Source organism: Pseudomonas sp. MF6751, assembly GCF_016613265.1.
In the GTDB taxonomy this organism is placed as follows: Bacteria; Pseudomonadota; Gammaproteobacteria; order Pseudomonadales; family Pseudomonadaceae; genus Aquipseudomonas; species Aquipseudomonas fluorescens_BV.
Genome location: NZ_JAENSV010000032.1, coordinates 15,492 through 33,577, shown reverse-complemented (window position 1 = coordinate 33,577; position 18,086 = coordinate 15,492). Strand labels below are relative to the sequence as shown.

At 58.4% G+C, this 18,086-nt stretch carries 16 protein-coding genes; 14 read left to right on the top strand and 2 right to left on the bottom strand.

Annotation, left to right across the window (positions count from 1 at the left end; all coding sequences use genetic code 11):
- The first annotated feature begins 122 nt into the window (after positions 1-122).
- Positions 123-605 carry a GNAT family N-acetyltransferase gene (locus JJD66_RS21175; protein ID WP_198716134.1) on the top strand — a complete coding sequence of 161 codons (483 nt, stop codon included), beginning with the start codon at positions 123-125 and terminating at the stop codon, positions 603-605.
- On the opposite strand, the gene JJD66_RS21170 is transcribed toward JJD66_RS21175, so the two are convergent.
- Together JJD66_RS21170 and JJD66_RS21165 are read right to left on the bottom strand one after the other, a co-directional pair.
- Positions 589-1,077 (bottom strand): HIT family protein, encoded by a 489-nt coding sequence (locus JJD66_RS21170; protein WP_060764841.1) that lies wholly within the window; start codon positions 1,075-1,077, stop codon positions 589-591. The two genes, JJD66_RS21175 and JJD66_RS21170, sit on opposite strands and share 17 nt — an antisense overlap.
- A 234-nt stretch (positions 1,078-1,311) precedes the next feature.
- Positions 1,312-1,830, bottom strand: coding sequence for an Hcp family type VI secretion system effector (locus tag JJD66_RS21165; RefSeq protein WP_105227083.1), 519 nt, complete (start codon positions 1,828-1,830; stop codon positions 1,312-1,314).
- A gap of 469 nt (positions 1,831-2,299) precedes the next feature.
- Between JJD66_RS21165 and tssA the strand changes: the two genes are divergently transcribed.
- The 13 genes from tssA (at position 2,300) to tssM (ending at position 18,086) form a co-directional block, all read left to right on the top strand.
- On the top strand, positions 2,300-3,841 hold the full coding sequence (gene tssA, locus JJD66_RS21160; RefSeq protein ID WP_200648944.1) for a type VI secretion system protein TssA: 1,542 nt from the start codon (positions 2,300-2,302) through the stop codon (positions 3,839-3,841).
- A 25-nt stretch (positions 3,842-3,866) separates the two neighbouring features.
- Positions 3,867-4,376, top strand: a complete 510-nt coding sequence (tssB, locus tag JJD66_RS21155; RefSeq protein ID WP_105227081.1) for a type VI secretion system contractile sheath small subunit — start codon at positions 3,867-3,869, stop codon at positions 4,374-4,376.
- 15 nt (positions 4,377-4,391) lie between these two features.
- Positions 4,392-5,870: a type VI secretion system contractile sheath large subunit gene (tssC, locus tag JJD66_RS21150; RefSeq protein ID WP_200648943.1), complete on the top strand. Its 1,479-nt coding sequence runs from the start codon at positions 4,392-4,394 to the stop codon at positions 5,868-5,870.
- Positions 5,867-6,286: a type VI secretion system baseplate subunit TssE gene (gene tssE, locus JJD66_RS21145; protein WP_200648942.1), complete on the top strand. Its 420-nt coding sequence runs from the start codon at positions 5,867-5,869 to the stop codon at positions 6,284-6,286. Before tssC ends, tssE begins: the two co-directional genes overlap by 4 nt.
- Positions 6,276-8,063, top strand: a complete 1,788-nt coding sequence (tssF, locus tag JJD66_RS21140; protein ID WP_200648941.1) for a type VI secretion system baseplate subunit TssF — start codon at positions 6,276-6,278, stop codon at positions 8,061-8,063. Before tssE ends, tssF begins: the two co-directional genes overlap by 11 nt.
- The gene (tssG, locus tag JJD66_RS21135) at positions 8,027-9,052 is read left to right on the top strand and encodes a type VI secretion system baseplate subunit TssG (RefSeq protein ID WP_105227077.1); all 1,026 of its coding nucleotides are present in this window, start codon (positions 8,027-8,029) and stop codon (positions 9,050-9,052) included. Before tssF ends, tssG begins: the two co-directional genes overlap by 37 nt.
- Positions 9,053-9,135: 83 nt before the next feature.
- Positions 9,136-10,665: a sigma-54-dependent Fis family transcriptional regulator gene (locus JJD66_RS21130; RefSeq protein ID WP_200648940.1), complete on the top strand. Its 1,530-nt coding sequence runs from the start codon at positions 9,136-9,138 to the stop codon at positions 10,663-10,665.
- Positions 10,666-10,700: 35 nt separating this feature from the next.
- Entirely contained in the window at positions 10,701-10,832 is a 132-nt protein-coding gene (locus JJD66_RS28160) for a hypothetical protein (protein ID WP_034126102.1), read from the top strand.
- Positions 10,833-10,842: 10 nt separating this feature from the next.
- Positions 10,843-12,036 carry a type VI secretion system-associated FHA domain protein TagH gene (gene tagH, locus JJD66_RS21125; protein WP_200648950.1) on the top strand — a complete coding sequence of 398 codons (1,194 nt, stop codon included), beginning with the start codon at positions 10,843-10,845 and terminating at the stop codon, positions 12,034-12,036.
- 5 nt (positions 12,037-12,041) lie between these two features.
- On the top strand, positions 12,042-12,527 hold the full coding sequence (gene tssJ / locus JJD66_RS21120; RefSeq protein ID WP_105227074.1) for a type VI secretion system lipoprotein TssJ: 486 nt from the start codon (positions 12,042-12,044) through the stop codon (positions 12,525-12,527).
- A 1-nt stretch (position 12,528) separates the two neighbouring features.
- On the top strand, positions 12,529-13,857 hold the full coding sequence (tssK, locus tag JJD66_RS21115) for a type VI secretion system baseplate subunit TssK (protein ID WP_200648939.1): 1,329 nt from the start codon (positions 12,529-12,531) through the stop codon (positions 13,855-13,857).
- Between the two features lie 5 nt (positions 13,858-13,862).
- Complete coding sequence (gene icmH, locus JJD66_RS21110; protein WP_200648938.1) at positions 13,863-14,723, top strand: type IVB secretion system protein IcmH/DotU; 861 nt, start codon at positions 13,863-13,865, stop codon at positions 14,721-14,723.
- A 15-nt stretch (positions 14,724-14,738) separates the two neighbouring features.
- Complete coding sequence (gene tssM / locus JJD66_RS21105) at positions 14,739-18,086, top strand: type VI secretion system membrane subunit TssM (protein ID WP_200648937.1); 3,348 nt, start codon at positions 14,739-14,741, stop codon at positions 18,084-18,086.

Sequence of the window (18,086 nt, the reverse complement as noted above, 5' to 3'; positions counted from 1 at the left end):
GCACTGAGTGCGCGGTGTGGGTGAGAACGTTGGAAGTGCCGCGGAATATAGCGCCGCCGTGGGGTGGGGTCGATTAGCACAAATGGGCTAGTGGCAGTTTGAGGTCATGGAAGGAGCTTGCGATGCTGGAGATAAAACGTGCCACGCCGGATGACGCCGAGCGTGCGTTCGAGATTCGACGCGAGGCCATTCGCGGCCAATGCATTGGCGCCTACAGCGCTGAGCAAATGGCGCTCTGGACCCGAGGTCGCGCCAGCGATGGCTACAGCGTGTTGATGGAAAAACAGTTCTACATGGGCTGGCTGAATGACGAGCCTGTCGTCACCGGTATGCTCGATCTTGCCGACGGTGAAATAGGGGCCTTGTTTGTATTGCCCGCTTACATGGGGCAAGGCCTTGGCAAGGCAATGCTTGCTCATCTGGAAGGCGTGGCACGCCAGCATGCGATTGAACAGGTTGTGCTGGATGCGACCTTGAACGCGGTAAGTTTTTATAGAGCGTGCGGGTATGTAGGCGATGAGCAAGCGGTGTATCGCTCTCCGTCCGGGTTGGTGCTGGCGTGTGTGCCGATGGTGAAGCGGCTGCGGGTTACGAGTCCCGCTTGAATGCAGCGCGCAATTGCTCGATCACCTGCGCCACCCCTGGCCCTTGAACCTGCGGCGGGGTGAGGCTCTCGCCAAACTCTCGCCATACAAACAGGGTCAGTTCAGCGCCATCGGTCAGGGGTTCGAGGGGCGGCGTACCGAAAGCGTAAAGCGAGCGGTAGCGTTCGTCCTGCCAGAACGCTCGCTCCACCCAGTCATAGACAGGAATGAAGTGAAAGTGCAACGGGAAACCCGGCATATGTCCGTAGCGGCTGATATATAGCCACTTCGGCTGGAGCTGGGCTTGCATCACTCGTTGGATGTTGGCGAGCAAACCGCCCATTTCGGCCAGTGCGGCTTCTGGCATGTCAGCGAGGGAGTCAACCGGTACCTTGGCGCCAAGCATCAGGTAGCCCGGCAGCTTCGACGCCAGGTGGTGGTTGAGCTGCCAGTGCTCGGTCTGGTGAAGGATGAAGGCCGGGTCGATGTGCATACGCGCGCGTCCGTGTGGGCGGGAGCGCCAGGATAACAAAACTGCGGGCTTGCTCGCGAAGGCGGCCTGATAGCCGACCAGATGTCAGATCAGACCGCGTCCATATCCGTTATTCAGGCAACGGCCACCTAGGGTTCCGCAATGACGGCGGCTCACTTTGCAAAAGCGGCAAATCAAGCAAAACGCTCTTGCCCCACTACTCGGCACCTCGTTAGCGGGGCCCTATCGCCCTGCTTAGCCGCCGGCTACTGGATTGCGCCAGTCGTCCGAACCGGACGTCCCGGCGACTTCGTGAGTCCAGATGATCTTGCGATAGCTGAAGTGCACGTCCTCCAGATGGGTGAAGTGGGCGTTGTCGGGGTCCTGGCAGTTGGGCATGCGCGATTGGATGTCCACGATGGTCGCGCCTTCCAGTTCAATGGTGAAGTAGTGCTCCAGGGTCCCGGAGTAAGAGCTGCGCAGCCATTCCAGCCGGCAGGACACTTCTTCGCCGGTAGTCAGGGCGCTGAACAGCAAGGGTGAGGATTTATCGAAAACCTTGCTGATCATCAGCGGTTTGTGCACGCGCTGACCGGTTGGCTGGCCGGATTGCGGGTCGCGAGGAATGATCACCTGGTGAGCAAATGCCTGTACCAGTATCTGGTCCTCATGACCTTCCTGATAAATGCTGCCTACCGAGTCCTGAGTAAATGTGCCTGCCGTAATCAAACCTTGTTTGACACCGGTGATGGAGAGATACGCGGGTGTTGGCATGACGGGTTTCCTTGCCTGATTGAGTAGGTATTGCCGAACAGCAAAAGCGCTGAAGGGGCAGAGGCCTATAACAAGAAGCGTGCCTGAAAGTATGAAAGCCAATGAAATAAAGACGAAGGCGGCTCTGTGTTCGTTTGTTCAGAGCTTATTGTCGAACGGTAGGTGGATTTCAGCGCTATTAGTTTCACGCCTGCGCGCACTTAGTTGCTCATGCCCTATAAGTTGTAAATGCGCGGCTGTCGGAGATAAAGCGTGGTTTTTTCCGATGAAGAGGTGCGCAAATAGTTGCGCATTCCTTTATTTGTTGGGTGTGTAGGACGTTTCTTAAGTTTCGTTCCGTTACTTGCTGATTGTTTTTGTCGTGGCTAAGGTTCACTCACTTCGATGAGTTTTGAATGGAAGTTCAAGGGCGTTTCGACAATGGCGTTAAGTCCTCCTATTTACCTCGGACGGATGTGTGCAACTCAAAATGGCTTATTCAGAAGAACTTTATGTTCATTACCGCAAGCTTGCACGGACAGCATGTTGCTCAAGCAGTTTTGTTGGTAGTGATGTGCGTTTTTCGAGCGAGTTTGAAGCGCTGGAGGCCGAGCTTGGCAAAGCCCAGTCTATCCATGTTGCGGGCCAGCCGGATTGGCAGAAGGTCAGCGAAATCAGCGAGCATTTGCTGCGTGATCACTCCAAGGATCTACGCGTCGCCGTCTGGTTGGTCTGGGCCCTGTATCAACGTGATTCATTTGCCGGATTGCTGGCCGGTCTCGGTTTGCTGCGTGACCTGTGTGAGCTCCATTGGGAGCAGGTTTACCCTGGCAAGCTACGAACCCGTGCTGCGGCGTTTGGCTGGCTGGTGTCGCGCCTTGAGCAAGCGTTTGCACTCAACCCGTCGCTCAGCGATCAACGGCCTTTATTCCAGGCCCTGTTGGAACACCTGGCATGTCTCGACCAGCTATGGGGCGAACAACTTGGAAGCGATGCACCTTTGCTGCTGCCGATTCGCCGGCAATTGTCGGAGCGCTTGGCGCAGGGTGTATCCGAACCTGGCGGTGTCGCGAACGTCATTGCCCAGGTCAAGCAGACGACCCAGTTGCTGAGTCCCGGGCAACCGATCAACAACGAAAAAGACGCGCACAGACTGCTGCGCACTTTACAGGAGCAGGCCCGCCCGTTATGTGCCTGGTGGTTGCGCCAGGACGCAACCGACCTGCGTGCCTTGCGCCTGGGTCGAACCTTGGCGTGGTTGATGCTCGTCAATTATCCCGACGCCAACAGTGAGCGAGTAACGGCGTTGCGCCCGTTGGTCGCGGACAAGCGCAAGCGCTATCAAGAACGTCTCAGCCAAGGCCATCACGCCGATCTTTTGCCTGAGCTTGAGGTAAGCCTGGCGGGTGCGTTGTTCTGGTTGGATGGTTTGCGCATGGTCTGGGAGTGCCTGGACGCCTTGCATGCAAACCTGGCCATGACTGAACTGGAGATGCATTTGGCTCTGCTGCTGCAGCGCCTGCCGCACCTGCCTGAATATCGGTTCAACGACGGCACCCCCTTTGCCGACCCTGCGACAGGTGAGTGGATCGCGCTGCATGTGATGCGTCACGTGCACAAGCCCGAGCCCTCCCATGTTGTCGCCGACAGTGACACGCAGCCCTGGGAGACCACATTGCAAGCGGTGATGCCTTGTCTGCGAAAGGACGGCCTCAAGGCAGCAGTGGCCGTACTCAAGCAAGGGCTGCAGGCGGCGTGCGGTGATCGAGCGCGCTTTCATTGGCGCCTGGCGCTGGCCAGGTTGTGCGTGGCGGCTGGCAAGCATGAGCTGGCCAGGCTTCAGCTGGAAGAACTGGACCTTCAATTACAGCGCACAGGCCTGGAAAATTGGGAGCCGGCGCTGACCTTGCAAGTCGGCAAGCTTCTGTATCGCTGCTATGAGCTGTTGCCACAAACCCAGCCCATATGCGACTGCAAAGACGCACTGCATCGCAGGTTGTGCCATCTCGATCTTGAAGCAGTACTTGAATAGCGCCTCATCAAAAAGGAAAAGCACCATGGCCAAAGACGGTTCGGTAGCCCCCAAGGAACGTATCAATATTACTTTCAAACCCGCCGTCGGTGGGGCCCAGGAAGAAGTCGAGCTGCCGTTGAAGCTGCTGGTGCTGGGAGATTTTTCCCAGCGTGCGGACCCACGCAAACTCGAGGATCGCAAGCCCATCGGTATCGACAAGCACACCTTTGACGAGGTGTTGGCCAAGCAAGCCTTGAGCCTGACGCTGAGCGTACCCAATCGCCTGCAGGATACCGCTGATGTGGAGGAGTTGCCGATCCAGGTGCAGATCAACGCCATGAGGGACTTCAACCCCGCAAACCTGGTCGAGCAGATCCCGGCGTTGCAAAAGCTGATGGCAATGCGTGAAGCCCTGGTGGCGCTCAAGGGGCCGCTGGGTAACACACCGAACTTTCGCAAGGCTATCGAGCAGGCATTGGCCAATGACGAATCCCGCGCTCGAGTCCTGGCCGAACTGGGGCTGGACAGCCCTCAAGCATTGCCGTTTCAGTAAAGGGACACTGACACCATGAACACGATTGAACACAGTTCGAAACTCGTACCAACCACCGAAACCTGCAGCATCCTCGATAACATCATTGCCCAGACCTTGCTCAGTGCCGACGACGAGGCTTACGGCATCGCCAAGCGCGGTGTGTCGGCGTTCATTGCAGAGCTGGTGAAGCCACATAACTGTGATGAGCCGGTAAAGAAATACCTGGTCGACCGCATGATTGCCGAGATAGATACCAAGCTCAGCCAGCAAATGGATGAAATCCTGCACCATCCGGACTTCCAGGCACTGGAGGCTTCCTGGCGAGGCTTGCAGTTGCTGGTCGAGCGCACCAATTTTCGCGAGAACATCAAGATCGAGCTCTTGAATGTCTCGCGCCAGGACCTTCTGGACGACTTCGAAGACTCATCGGAGATTACCCAGTCCGGGCTTTACAAACATGTCTACAGCGCTGAATACGGCCAGTTCGGCGGACAGCCGGTGGGCGCAATCATTGCCAACTACTTTCTCTCGCCCAACGCACCCGACGTGAAGCTGATGCAGTACGCATCCAGCGTCGCCAGCATGGCCCATGCGCCTTTTATCGCCGCTGCCGGGCCCGGTTTCTTCGGTTTGGAAAGTTTCACAGGGCTGCCGGACCTGAAGGATCTGCGAGATCATTTCGAAGGTCCGCAATTTGCCAAGTGGCAAAGTTTCCGGCAGAGCGAAGACGCCCGTTATATCGGCCTTACCGTGCCGCGCTTTCTGTTGCGTACCCCGTATGACCCCCTTGAGTACCCAGTCAAGACCTTTGCCTACCAGGAGAATGTGGTTAATAGCCACGAGCATTACTTGTGGGGCAATACCGCGTATGCCTTTGCCACCCGCCTGACCGACAGCTTTGCGCGATTTCGCTGGTGCCCGAACATTATCGGCCCGCAAAGCGGCGGAGCGGTCGAGGACCTCCCGCTGCATCACTTCCAGAGCATGGGCGAGATCGAAACCAAGATTCCTACCGAGGTGCTGGTATCGGACCGACGCGAATACGAGTTGGCACAAGAAGGTTTCATCGCCTTGACCATGCGCAAAGGCAGCGATAACGCGGCATTCTTTTCCGCCAGCTCCGTGCAGAAGCCCAAATCCTTTGGTATCAGTGAGGAGGGCAGGGCCGCAGAGCTGAATTACCGGCTGGGCACCCAATTGCCTTACATGATGGTAGTCAACCGCTTGGCGCACTACCTCAAAGTGCTGCAGCGCGAGCAGTTGGGCGCATGGAAAGAGCGCACAGACCTGGAGCTGGAACTCAACAAGTGGATTCGCCAGTACGTGGCGGACCAGGAAAACCCTAGTGCCGAAGTACGTGGGCGGCGCCCGTTGCGAGCTGCACGCATTGTCGTCAGTGATGTCGATGGCGAACCTGGCTGGTATCGGGTCAACCTGACTGTGCGCCCGCATTTCAAGTACATGGGGGCAGATTTCACTTTGTCCCTGGTCGGTAAGCTGGATAAAGAATGAGCAGAGGCTACGGCACGCCAGAGCACAGAAGCCTTTTCGAACGCCTCGAATGCGGTGCGTCGCCCCCGGAGGGCGGGGCGGCGTCCATTGCTGCCCATCTGGGGAAAATGCTCAGCACTCGCGCGGGCAGTGTCAAGACACTGCCTGATTATGGGCTGCCTGACCTCAATGACATGCGGCTTAGCTTGCATGAGTCCTTGAGCCAGTCGCGTCTACATATCGAGCGCTTTATCCAGGCCTATGAACCGCGGTTGACGAATGCACGTGTCAGGCTGTTGCCGGGGGCGCGTGAATCCCTGGAGTTGGCGTTTGCCATCGAGGCTGAGCGGGCCATTGACGGCATCCTGCAGCCCGTGGTGTTCCACGCCCGCCTCACGGATGCCGGGCGGGTTGAGGTTTTTACCGATGACGCTTGACCGATATTTTCAAAGCGAACTCAGTGCCCTGCGCCAACTGGGTAGGCGTTTTTCAGAGCGTAATCCCGCCCTGGCGCCGTTTCTCGCCGAGGCTGGCCAGGACCCGGATGTCGAACGCTTGCTGGAGGGCTTTGCTTTTTTGACTGCGCGCCTGCGCCAGAAGCTGGATGACGAACTGCCGGAGTTGACGCATTCGTTGATGCACTTGCTCTGGCCTCATTACATGCGGCCGATACCGGCCTTCAGCATCCTGCAATTCGATCCGTTGAAACGCGCTGGCCCCGGTGTTCGAGTGGGTCGGGACACCGCCGTGGAAAGCGCCACCATCCACGGCGAGCGTTGCCGGTTCCGTACATGCTACGCCACCGATGTCATGCCCCTGCAGCTCAGTGGCCTGGAATACCGGAGCCAGGGCGAAGGGGCCCGTCTGGATTTGCACCTGAGTATGAGTGTCGCAGGTAACTTCAGCGAGTTGGCATTTGATTCACTGCGCTTGCACCTGGCCGGAGATCCCTATGTCAGTCAGGGCCTGTATCTGAACCTGTTGCGTCATCTCGATGGGATCTGCCTGCTGCTACTGGATCACGATGGTCTGCCGATCATCGCCAGCGATGGCCAGCCCGTGACGCTACGGCTCGCTGCTGGCCAGGTCCGGCCGGTGGGGTTTTCCAAGGAGCAGGCGTTGATTCCTTATCCGCAAAATACCCTGGAAGGTTATCGACACCTGCAGGAGTACTTTGCTTTTCCCGAGAAGTACCTGTTTGTCGACGTTGAAGGTCTGGGTGTGCTGCACACGCTGTCTCACGAGCTGCTCCGGCAGGCGCATGGCATGGTAATGCGCTTTGAACATCGCACTCACGGCCGTGAACCTCAGCGCCCCACCCTGGACAACATAAAGTTGTACTGCACGCCCATCGTCAACCTGTTCAAGCAGGATGCGATTCCTATTCGCCTGGATGGAAAGCAGGATGAGTACCTCTTGGTGCCCGGGGAATATACGCCGGGTAATGCCAGCGTCTTTTCCGTGGATCAGGTCACCGGGTGGCGCCCCGGTGGCTTGGGCTATCAAACCTACGTGCCGTTCGAGTCGTTTGAGCATGACTGCGACACTGAGCCCCTGGCGGCACCGCCCAGTTACAGCATTCGCCAACGCTCGTCGGTTCAACATGCCGGGCTCGATACCTGGATGGGGTTTGGCAACCGCCGCGAACGGGGCCATGAAACCTTGTCGGTCGAACTGACCTGTACTAATTGCAACCTGCCGCGCCAACTGCGTGCGGGTGATATCAATCTGCCCGGTGAGCAGACGCCGGAGTCGTTGACGTTCCGCAACATCACCGCGCCAACGGCGAGCTTCGCACCACCACTGGACCAAGACTATCTGTGGAAGCTCATCAGCAACATGTCGCTCAACTATTTGTCGTTGACCGATATCAATGCCTTGAGAGTGATTCTGGAGTCCTACGATTTGCCGCGTTATTACGATCGCCAGGCGCTGAAGGTCAGCCAGAAAAGAGTGGGCGCCTTGCGCTCCATCCGCCAAGAGCCAGTGGATCGCCTGCACCGGGGGCTGCCCATCCGAGGCGTGCGGATCGACCTGACGGTCGATTCCCAGGGCTTTGTTGGCCAGGGCGACCTGTTTGTATTCGCTTGCGTTCTAAATGAGTTTTTTGCGCTTTATGCCAGCCTCAATTCGTATCACGAGTTGCGGGTCATCAGCACACAAGGAGACGTGTATCTATGGCCATCCCAGATGGGACAGCAACCCCTGCTCTGACTCAGCTTTGTCGCGTTATCCGTGAGTACACGTTATTTCAGGCGGTTCTGCAGGTCACCGAGCATTTGCGCGAGGCCCATCCGCTTTTAGATGACGACGCGCTGTACGACCAGTTGGAATTCCAGGCCAACCCTGGTCTCGGGTTTGCCGCGCACGATATTGACCGGGTGGAGTTCTTTATGGATCAGGGCCAATTGCGCGCGCGCCTGCGTCTGAATGTGTTGGGGTTATTCGGTGCGGGGTCACCACTGCCCGCGTTTTATGGTGAGCAGGCATTCGCCGAGCGCTCGGGTGGCAACCCGACTCGGGATTTCCTCGACCTGTTCCACCATCGGCTGCATCGGCTGATGCTGCCGATCTGGCGCAAGTACCGCTATCGGGCGTGTTTCCGGGCAGGTGCCAACGATAGGTTTTCCGAGCAGATGTTTGCCTTGATGGGGCTAGGCGCAGCTGCGATACGGGGCGTTTGCCAAGTCGATTGCAAGCGCCTGCTGCCTTACCTTGGCTTGCTGAGCTTACGGGTGCATTCGGCGGCGTTGATCGAGTCGGTCCTGCGTTACTACTTCATGCACGAGGCGTTGTTTCTAGAGCAATGGGTTGCACGTACGGTCGAGGTCTGCCAGACGCAGCGCAATCATCTGGGGCGGGCCAATAGCGCTCTTGGCGATGACCTGATCCTGGGGCACCGCATCGCTGACCGCAGTGGCAAGTTCAGGGTGCATGTCCGGGCGCTGTGCTGGGAGCGTTTCCACGATTTCCTGCCCACCGGAAGTGCCTACCAACCACTGCGTTCGCTGGTGCGCCTGACCCTGCGGGACCCCTTGGACTACGACCTGAGCCTGATGTTGGCGCAGGGCCAGATCAAGGCCTTGCATATTGGTGAGAACACGGTTTGCCGCCTGGGCTGGACCACTTGGCTGGCGCATGAACAGGCCGATGGCGTGGTCACGCTGACCCACAATTCATCAGGGATTAATGACCATGACTAATGCGGACCTGCAACAACTGATCGGCGCGCTGTCGGCAAGACCGACACAGTGCTGGCCCTGGCGTGTTTCGACGAGTGCAGCCCATGACCGATAACCTGCTTGGTAAAGAGGCCGACCCGCTGGTTTATGTCGACGCGCTGTCTGCCTGTTTCACACGCTTGGGGTTCGAGCGCGATGAACATTCGTTACTTGAAGGATGCGTTACCGGGGCGGCACGGCTGAGCCAGTGTGAGCTCAGCCAGTTGTATCTGCTGGACGAAGTGTCCGGCCGGCTTGAACTGACCGCTCAACATATGGCCCAGATACCATCGCTCTCCGTTGCGCCTGCGTGTCCCGATCAGTCCCACCAAGGGCTGCTGCACGACACCTTGAACCAGGGCTCTGTCCTGAGTCTGGAGGATGTGCAAGACAGTGGGTATGACACCCGCTTCCTGCCGGCAATGGCGATACCCTGGCGTGCGCTATTGATCGTGCCGCTGCTCAGCCGATGCAAACGTATGACCGGTGTGCTGGTCTTCGCCCGCCAACAGTCGGTCCAGTTGCGAGGCTACGCCTCATCCTTGGGGCATTTGGGCAGCTTCGCCTTGAATCAGTTACTCGCACTGCGCGATATCCAGCCCATCGTTGGCACAAAGCGCAGATGCGACAAACCGTTGGCTGGAACATATGGCTTGATTGGCACCAGTGCGGCAATGGAACAGGCGTGCCGGCTGATCAGTAAAGTACTGCACACGTCTTATACCGTGCTGCTGCACGGTGAGACCGGCACTGGCAAGGAAGTGGTGGCCCGTGCCATCCATGCTGCCGGGCCGCGCAAGGCCAAGGCCTTTGTCGTGCAGAACTGCGCAGCGTTCCCGGAAGGGTTGCTTGAAAGCGAACTGTTCGGCTACCGAAAAGGCGCGTTCACTGGCGCCGAGCGCAATCACGCGGGGCTGTTCGACGCTGCGCATGGCGGTACGTTGCTGTTGGATGAGATCGGCGATATGCCGCTGTCACTGCAAGCCAAGTTGCTGCGGGTACTGCAGGAGGGCGAGGTTCGCCCACTGGGTGCCAGTGCAGCCCATAAGGTTGATGTCCGCATCATTGCTGCCACCCATCGCGACCTCGCGGCGATGGTTGCCGAGGGGCGCTTTCGCGAGGATCTCTATTATCGGCTTGCTCAGTTTCCCATCACTCTACCGGCCCTGCGCGAGCGAGACGGCGATGTACAGCAACTGGCGCGCTATTTCACGGACAAGGTTTGCGAAGCGCTGAAAAGGTCACCTGTCGATTGGTCGAATACCGCCCTTGATCAACTTTCCAGCCACAGCTTCCCCGGCAACATACGCGAGCTCAAATGCCTGGTGGAGCGCGCCGTGCTGTTGTGTGACGACAGCGTGATCCGACCGGAGCATCTGGCGCTGCCAATGACACTGACGCCAGCCGCTACCGATGAAGCGACCCTGCGCCAGCGCATGGAACGAGTGGAGCGCACGTTTTTGCTCGATTGCCTGCACAAGAATCGCGGTAATCGCACCCGTACGGCACGGGAGCTAGGGGTTGCCCGGCGTACGCTGCTCTACCGTCTTGCCCGCTTGAACATTCCCTTTGGCGATGCCAGGGAAGAACGCTGAATGACGCACCTTATTTTCACTATGGGAGAAAGCCGATGCCTGATCGTCCATGGCACATCGTCGTGCTTGTACTGTTTTTGCTGGGTGGCTGTAACGCCAACTATGTATTCGATGACGCTGAGTACCATCCTGTGGGTGACCCACAGGCGATCACTCGTGGCCGCTGAATGGAGGGTCATGAAGATGCAGCTTGTGTTTGAGATCTGCGCGCCCGAGAGCGAAAAGAACGTGCCCCTGGCCCGCAAAGTGTTTGACGTGAGCGGTGGCGTGATCGGCCGCGGCTCGGAATGTGATTGGGTAATACCTGACGCCAGCCGCGTGCTCTCCAGCCACCATGGACTGGTCGCATACCGCGAGGGCCGCTATTTCCTCACGGATATCAGCCGCAACGGAATCAGGGTGGCAGGGAGTCATGAGCGCCTGCGCAAGGGGCACGCGCGATTGATCAGTGATGGCGAAGTGTTCGAGTTGGGAGCGTTGACGATACGTGCGCGCTTGCTGGAGCCACCGCAACCTGCTGGCGGCCTGCAGGCCGCCTCGGCAGTAACGATCCCTGAAGACGCCTTCCTCTCGCTGGGCCCTTCGCATCAGTTGGACCTTGATTGCCGTATGCATGCCTTTTCGCAGGATCTGGAGGCATTGAACGAGTCCGCCGATGAGCAGCAAGTGTGGACGGATCGCTACGGGGCTGACCGGGAGCACGTGGTCTTCCCTCGTCGGGAAGAACCTGCGGTAGAGGTTGCTACGGTACAGGCAGCGATGACTGTGCCGACTGATGAAGAGTTCTGGCCACAATTTGCAGCAGCCTTGGGCCTGGACCTGAATACGCTCGATCAACCGGGTCGGCAAGCACTGGCGATCAAGGTGGCGCGCTTATTTCGCTTGACGATCGAAGGGCTGCAACAAAGTTTGCGCACCCGTGACGAATTGAATAACGAGTTGGATACAGCGCCGTTCGGCAGCCATGGTGTGGGCCTTAATCCCTTGAAAGCGTGTAGCGACATCGATGCTGCGGTAGCTGCGATGTTGGATATAAGTGCGTTAGGTCAGATGCCCGCTGTACAGGCTATTACCCAGGCTCACCGGGAACTGCAAGCGCATCAGATCGCACTGTTGGCCGCCTGTCAAAGCACCTTGCGCAACGCCCGTGCGGCCTTTGAGCCCAGCTATCTGTTGGGATGCTTCGAGTCCTCGGGCAAGTCGGTCGGGTTTTTCTCGGATGGTGGGCATTGGCGTGCATACCAGCGTCATTACCAGCGTCTGGTGGCGCAAGAGCGATTGAATGATCGTCCTTTGGGGGGCGACTTCGCCAAGGCCTATGAGGAGCAGGTGCGCCTGATCTCCAGCCTGCATATTGATTTTCCAGGATAATGCTCATGTACCGAGTCACCCTTGCTTTGCTGTTGCTCATGTTCGGGCTATTGGCGGGTTGCAGCGCCGCCTCGCCTTTTTCTAAGCTGACCAAGCTAGACATGGCGCTGACCGCCAGTGAACTCGTCAACCCGGATCTGCATGGCCGCCCCTCGCCAGTTGTGGTGCAGTTGATTGAACTGCGCCAGGGCGTCGCTTTTGAACATGCCGACTTCTTCGGTCTGTATGGCAATGCGCAGCAGACGCTGTCCAAGGACTGGGTAAACAGCGACGAACTTGAATTGCGCCCTGGGGACCGCCTGGGGCTCAAGCTTCGTATCGGACCTGACAGTCGTTTCGTGGGGGTGCTGGCGGCTTATCGAGACCTGCCCAATGTCCAGTGGCGGCTACTGATCCCGCTGACCGTGCAACAACGTAACCGTGCTGATCTGGTATTGGATCAGACGGGTATACGCGTTGCTGGCTCACTCGCCGGCCTGGAGGCGCAGTGACATGCAGGCTCAGAAAGTTATCTGGCAAGAAGGCATGCTGTTGCGGCCACAGCACTTGCAGCACAACGACCGTTATTATCATCAACAACTCACCCAGACGCGCTTGTTGGGCAGTGATACCTGGGGCTTGCTCACGCTGGAACTCAATTTGCAGTACCTCAAGCTGGGCAAGCTGGTGGTCAACCAGGCCAGCGGCGTTTTGCCGGACGGTAGCCTGTTTGAGTTGAGCGCCGGGATGGAACCTCTGGTGTTGCAGATACCAACCGACGCGCGCAGACAAGGCGTTTTCCTGGCGCTCCCGTTGGCCAGTGGCAGCCACCTTGAAGTTCGCCAGCCAAGACAGAGTGATGTGCTGGCACGCTACGTCAGCTGCGAAGTGGAAGTGGGAGATGCCAATGCGGGTGTGGATACGCGTTGCCGGATCAACTGCGCACGTCCCGACTTACGTCTCCTGTTGGGCGAACAACCGCATGACGAGCACTTCGTCAAACTCAAGATTGCCCAGGTACTGGACGCCACCGGCGAGGGAGGAGTGAACCTGGATACAGCGTTCATCCCTACGTTCATTTTCGTGCAGGAGCATGGGTACGTGGCGTCGTGTCTCAAGGAGGTGATCGGCCTGCTTGTCAGCAGGGGCGATGCCATCGCTGAACGTATTCGTGGCGAGAGCACGACCGCAGGCACACAAATCGCTGACTTCCTGATGCTGCAAGTAATCAATCGTACCGAGTTGGAGCTTCGCCACTGCCTGAGCCAGGCCCAGGTGCGGCCCGAAGCAGTGTTCCGTGCGCTGGTGTCGCTGCTCGGTGAGTTATCAACGTTCGCCAGTGACAGTAAGCGTGCGCAGTTGAACGTTCATTACCAACACGGTGATCAGGGCGCCAGTTTTCGTGGGCTGATGGAGCAGGTGCGCTTGGTGCTGTCTGTGGTGCTGGAGCAACAGGCGATCAAGTTGGCTTTGCAGCCGCGCCAATATGGCGTCCTGGTATGCCCAGTCAGCGAGTTGAAATTGCTTGGTACGGCCACCTTCATTTTGGCGGCCACTGCGCAGTGTGAGGCGCAGGAGCTGCGCCAGCGTCTGCCGGCACACCTGAAAGTCGCGCCGGTTGAGCGCATACGTGAATTGGTCAACCTGCACTTGGCCGGTATCAAGGTCAAGCCGTTGCCAGTGGCGCCGCGACAGATTCCATTTCATGCCGGCAAGACCTACTTCATGCTCGATATGAGTGCCCGTGATATCGCACAACTGGAGCAGTCAGGTGGTTTCGCTTTCCACGTAGGAGGTGAGTTCGCCGGGCTTGAACTTGACTTCTGGGCCATCAGGAATTGAATGCCATGGAAAGTGAATGCACTCAAGATGAAAAAACCGTCCTGCTCGACCGGGAAAGTCATGGGCCAGCCCAAGGACCCTTAACGGACTTCCCGTCGCCGCCGCGTTATGAGCAGCTGGAAGATCGCATGATCTACGCCGGCCTCAGGCTCGATACGCAAAGCTTCCAGGTTGGGCTCAACCCTATAGTCGACGCGGCCTGGGCGGTATTGTCCGAGGTCGTAGGGCTCAGGCGCTGTTCTGGCCGTGAAAGTTGGGACACGCTCAACGAGCGGTTGTCGTTGGCTGTCAATCAATTTGAAACCCACGCTTTGCAGGGCGGCGTGGAAAGCAGCCAGATAATATCGGCGCGTTATGTGTTGTGCAGTGTGATTGACGAGGCGGTCTTGATAACTCCGTGGGGGGCGCAGAGCGAGTGGTCGAAAAAGAGCCTGTTGAGCCGCTTTCATAACGAAACCTTCGGGGGCGAAAAAGTTTTCCAACTGCTGGAGCGGCTGTCGCGCGACCCCCTCAAGCACCTGGCGATGCTGGAGCTTTTGTACCTGTGCCTGTCTTTGGGGTTCGAAGGCAAATACCGGGTCATGGAGCGGGGCGCGTCACAACTTGAGGCTGTTCGTGATGCCTTGTATCGCCAGATCAGGCATGTACGTGGGGAACCTCTGAAGGCGCCGCTACTGCCTGTCATACAGGGGAAGGACCTGCACAAGCGGATCCGTGTCATTCCCGTCACCTGGTGTGTGGCATTCACCCTGAGCTGTTTGTTGGCTCTGTATACAGGATTTGCCTGGGTACTGAGCAAGGAGCGATCGAATGCACTGCAACCCCTTCAATTCTCGGCGTCGGACCTGATTCGTACGCCCTTGTAAACGCTGGAGCAATGAATGAGCGCATTCTTCAAAAGGATGGGCGCCGTGCTGGGCAGGGTTTGGGTTTGGAGCCTCCTGCTGGCGCTTTCCTGTGCGGCACTCGTGTGGTTTTTAGGGCCGCTGTTGGCAGTGGATGACTATCGTATCTGGCAGGGGACGACTGCTCGCCTGCTTACCATCAGCATCGTGTTTTTACTGTGGGGGCTGGTGATAGCGCTTACGGATACTGGTAGTGCTACCAGGCGCCAAAGGCCCCCGCGTCAGCAGCCGTTGAAGTGGGTTGAGGATGAGCGCCGTCAGGTAAGCGCTCGATTCAAAAACGCTGTGCATCTGCTGAAAACATCCAGCCATTATGGCGTGCATAACGCACGCTGGCGCGATGATCTGCCGTGGTACCTGTTGATCGGCGAGCAGGGCAGTGGCAAAACGCAGTTACTGGCTGCCGCCGGCTTGCCGTTGGCGCTCGACCCTGCCCAAAGTCGGCCAATGGGCAGTAGCGTTCATTGTGATTGGTACTTCGCCGCCACAGGCGTACTCGTCGACACGCCGGGGCGCTACCTTACCCAGCCTGACAGTTTAGTGGATGCCGCAGGTTGGGCAACCCTGCTCAATCTGCTCAGATGGCGGCGCCGAGTGCGTCCGCTGAATGGTGTGGTGGTGACGCTGTCGGTCGACACGTTGTTGAGCATCAACGAGTACGACCTGGATCATCACGCACGCCGTGTGCACTCACGTTTGCAGGAGATCCAGCAGACGTTGCATGTGGATGTGCCGATCTACCTGGTTTTGACCCAGGCCGATCGGTTGTCGGGATTCGCTGAGTTCTTCGACCTGCCCCACGCAGAGAGTGCTGACAGCTTGCTTGGGCAGCACTTGGACGCCCATGTCGAGGATACTGACACTACGCAGGTTCGCCGGGCGGTCGAGCGATTGTTAGAGCGCTTGAATAGTGAGCTGATCGGGCGATTGCACCAGGAGCGCAATGTCGAGCGCCGGGGGCAGATGCTGGGATTCCCCCAGCAGGTGGCACGAATAGGTGAACGCGTGAATCTGTTCGCTGAAATGGCGTTTTCCTCTCATCGCTACCAACCCATCAATGGTCTGCGAGGGATTTTCCTGACCTGCGCCGATGGCCGGCACCCGCGATTTGTGCAGGGCCTGTTCAGCCAGGCAATCTTTGCCGAAGCCGACCTCGCGGGCTTGCAGGCCGAGGAACGACAGCGAATCCGTTGGCGCCAGGGGTTGCAAGCGATGGCCGTAGCCTTGGTTATTGGCGGTGTCGGCGGGCTGTGGTGGCACAGTTATGCCGTCAACCATCAACGACTGGCGCAGTTGGCGGCACTGGTAGCTCTCCCGCCGCTTGGCTCGCAAGCCAGCGATGACAGCACGGCGCTGTTGGCGCTGTTGGATACGCGGCTGGCGGCGACCCGGGTTTTTCCCAGGTCGGCAGATGTGCGCCTGGTCGAGCACGTTGGGCTGTATCAGGGCGAGCTGAGTCGGCCCAGTGTCGAACACGCCTATGAGCAGGCACTGCACCAGCAATTGCTGCGTTGGATAACCGCCCAACTGGACGAGCAGGTATATGCCAGCCTGGGAGATCGGGACCGGCTATTGGACAATCTGCGCGCGTATTTGATGCTCAACGTGCGCGAGCGCCGTGAGGCTGCTTGGCTGGCACAACATATGGCGAGACTCTGGTCGGAGCGTTTTGCCGGGGACCTGTCGACACAGAAGCGCCTGAATGATCACTTTGCGCGGCTGCTTGAGCGCCCGTTTGTCGGGCCGCTCAACGAGGAACGGGTGGCTCAGGCTCGCGAAGCACTGAGGGGCGAGTCATTGGCCGACGTGGTGTATCGGGTACTGCGCGAACAAGCCCGCGACCTGGAACCCTTGCGCTTGGCCGAGGGCAATGTATTCGCTGGTATCGCGCCCTCCGTACCGGGTTTCTATACCAAAAGGTATCTGCAGTACTTTGAGACGCAGGGCCCGCGGTTGGTTGACACCATTGCCCGGGATAACTGGGTGCTCGGTGAGGGTACCGACCTGGGCCATCAAGATTTGAGTCGGCTGATGGCGCAATTGCAGCAGCGCTATTTCAGTGAATATGCCGATGCCTGGAGCGATGTTCTCGGCCGTATCACGCTGCAAGAGACCGACAGCCTACGCCAGGACGCCGAGCAGCTCATGAGCCTGACTTCGGCCCAGTCCCCTTTGATTCGGTTGTTGCAACAGCTGCGTGAAAACACGCGTTTGCTGCCAGGTCATGAGCTGCTCGATAAAGCAGTGCAACATCCTGCAGACGTGGCCAAGGCGGCGCTGGTGGCTGGGCCAGTGGCGTTTGCTGATGCTGCGCGGCGGGCGCTGCAACAAAAATTCGAGCCTTTGCATCAATTGCTGGATGAGCAGAACAACCCCGGAGCAGAGTTGACCCAGGCTTTGCGTCAGTTGGATGAACTGCACTTGCAACTGACGGCATTGAACCGTGACAGCGCACCCGAGCAGGCAGCCTTCCTGCGTGCCCGGCAGCGTATGGAGGGGCAGCAGGATGTGCTGGGTAGCCTGCGTGATGCCGCTGCGCGTCTGCCGCTACCCGTTGCCGGCTGGCTTGAGGGCCTGGCCGACGAGAGTTGGCGGCATTTGCTGGAGCAGGCCTATGTGCACGTCAACCAACGCTATCAGAGCGATGTGCGTAGCCCTTACGCCAAGGCAATTGGACGACGTTACCCGTTCCATGCCAACGCGAGCAATGACGTAGCCCTTCATGATTTTCAGGAGTTCTTCAAGCCACGAGGGGTGATGGCGCGCTTTTATGAGAACTACCTGCGGCCTTTCATCAGTGTCGACGGCACTCGCTACCGATTGAGTGGGCTGGATGGCCAGAGCTTGCCGGTTTCGCGTTCGCTGTTGGAGCAATTGACAAAAACCCAGGCCATACGCCGCGGTTTTTTTACCGAGGACACGGAGGAGTTATCTGTGCGGTTTACCGTGGCGCCCTACAGCCTGGACCCATCGATCAGTCGTGCGATTCTGCGCGTGGGTGACCAGCAATTGGAATATCGCCACGGTCCCATCGTACCCGTGGCGTTCCGTTGGCCCACCGATGCAGACAATGGGCGCAGCAGTCTCGTCCTGGAGAAAGGCACCGAGCAGCGACCCTTGGGAATCGAGAAGAACACAGGGGCTTGGTCACTGTTCCGGTTTCTGGACCAGCTGCAGAGAGAACCCGCCAGTGGGCAAAATGCTCAGGTTTTCAAGGCAGACCTCGCCGGCCTGCGCGTCACTTACCTGCTGACCAGCCAACGCACACCTGTCCCGTTTGATGTGGATACATGGCGCACCTTTCGCTTGCCGGAGCAACTGTGA

What these genes read in the sequence shown, in the direction of transcription:
- JJD66_RS21175 (WP_198716134.1), top strand. Translation starts at nt 123, where the DNA reads ATGCTGGAGATAAAACGTGCCACGCCGGATGACGCCGAGCGTGCGTTC.
- JJD66_RS21170 (WP_060764841.1), bottom strand. Translation starts at nt 1,077, where the DNA reads ATGCACATCGACCCGGCCTTCATCCTTCACCAGACCGAGCACTGGCAG.
- JJD66_RS21165 (WP_105227083.1), bottom strand. Translation starts at nt 1,830, where the DNA reads ATGCCAACACCCGCGTATCTCTCCATCACCGGTGTCAAACAAGGTTTG.
- tssA (WP_200648944.1), top strand. Translation starts at nt 2,300, where the DNA reads ATGGCTTATTCAGAAGAACTTTATGTTCATTACCGCAAGCTTGCACGG.
- tssB (WP_105227081.1), top strand. Translation starts at nt 3,867, where the DNA reads ATGGCCAAAGACGGTTCGGTAGCCCCCAAGGAACGTATCAATATTACT.
- tssC (WP_200648943.1), top strand. Translation starts at nt 4,392, where the DNA reads ATGAACACGATTGAACACAGTTCGAAACTCGTACCAACCACCGAAACC.
- tssE (WP_200648942.1), top strand. Translation starts at nt 5,867, where the DNA reads ATGAGCAGAGGCTACGGCACGCCAGAGCACAGAAGCCTTTTCGAACGC.
- tssF (WP_200648941.1), top strand. Translation starts at nt 6,276, where the DNA reads ATGACGCTTGACCGATATTTTCAAAGCGAACTCAGTGCCCTGCGCCAA.
- tssG (WP_105227077.1), top strand. Translation starts at nt 8,027, where the DNA reads ATGGCCATCCCAGATGGGACAGCAACCCCTGCTCTGACTCAGCTTTGT.
- JJD66_RS21130 (WP_200648940.1), top strand. Translation starts at nt 9,136, where the DNA reads ATGACCGATAACCTGCTTGGTAAAGAGGCCGACCCGCTGGTTTATGTC.
- JJD66_RS28160 (WP_034126102.1), top strand. Translation starts at nt 10,701, where the DNA reads ATGCCTGATCGTCCATGGCACATCGTCGTGCTTGTACTGTTTTTGCTG.
- tagH (WP_200648950.1), top strand. Translation starts at nt 10,843, where the DNA reads ATGAAGATGCAGCTTGTGTTTGAGATCTGCGCGCCCGAGAGCGAAAAG.
- tssJ (WP_105227074.1), top strand. Translation starts at nt 12,042, where the DNA reads ATGTACCGAGTCACCCTTGCTTTGCTGTTGCTCATGTTCGGGCTATTG.
- tssK (WP_200648939.1), top strand. Translation starts at nt 12,529, where the DNA reads ATGCAGGCTCAGAAAGTTATCTGGCAAGAAGGCATGCTGTTGCGGCCA.
- icmH (WP_200648938.1), top strand. Translation starts at nt 13,863, where the DNA reads ATGGAAAGTGAATGCACTCAAGATGAAAAAACCGTCCTGCTCGACCGG.
- tssM (WP_200648937.1), top strand. Translation starts at nt 14,739, where the DNA reads ATGAGCGCATTCTTCAAAAGGATGGGCGCCGTGCTGGGCAGGGTTTGG.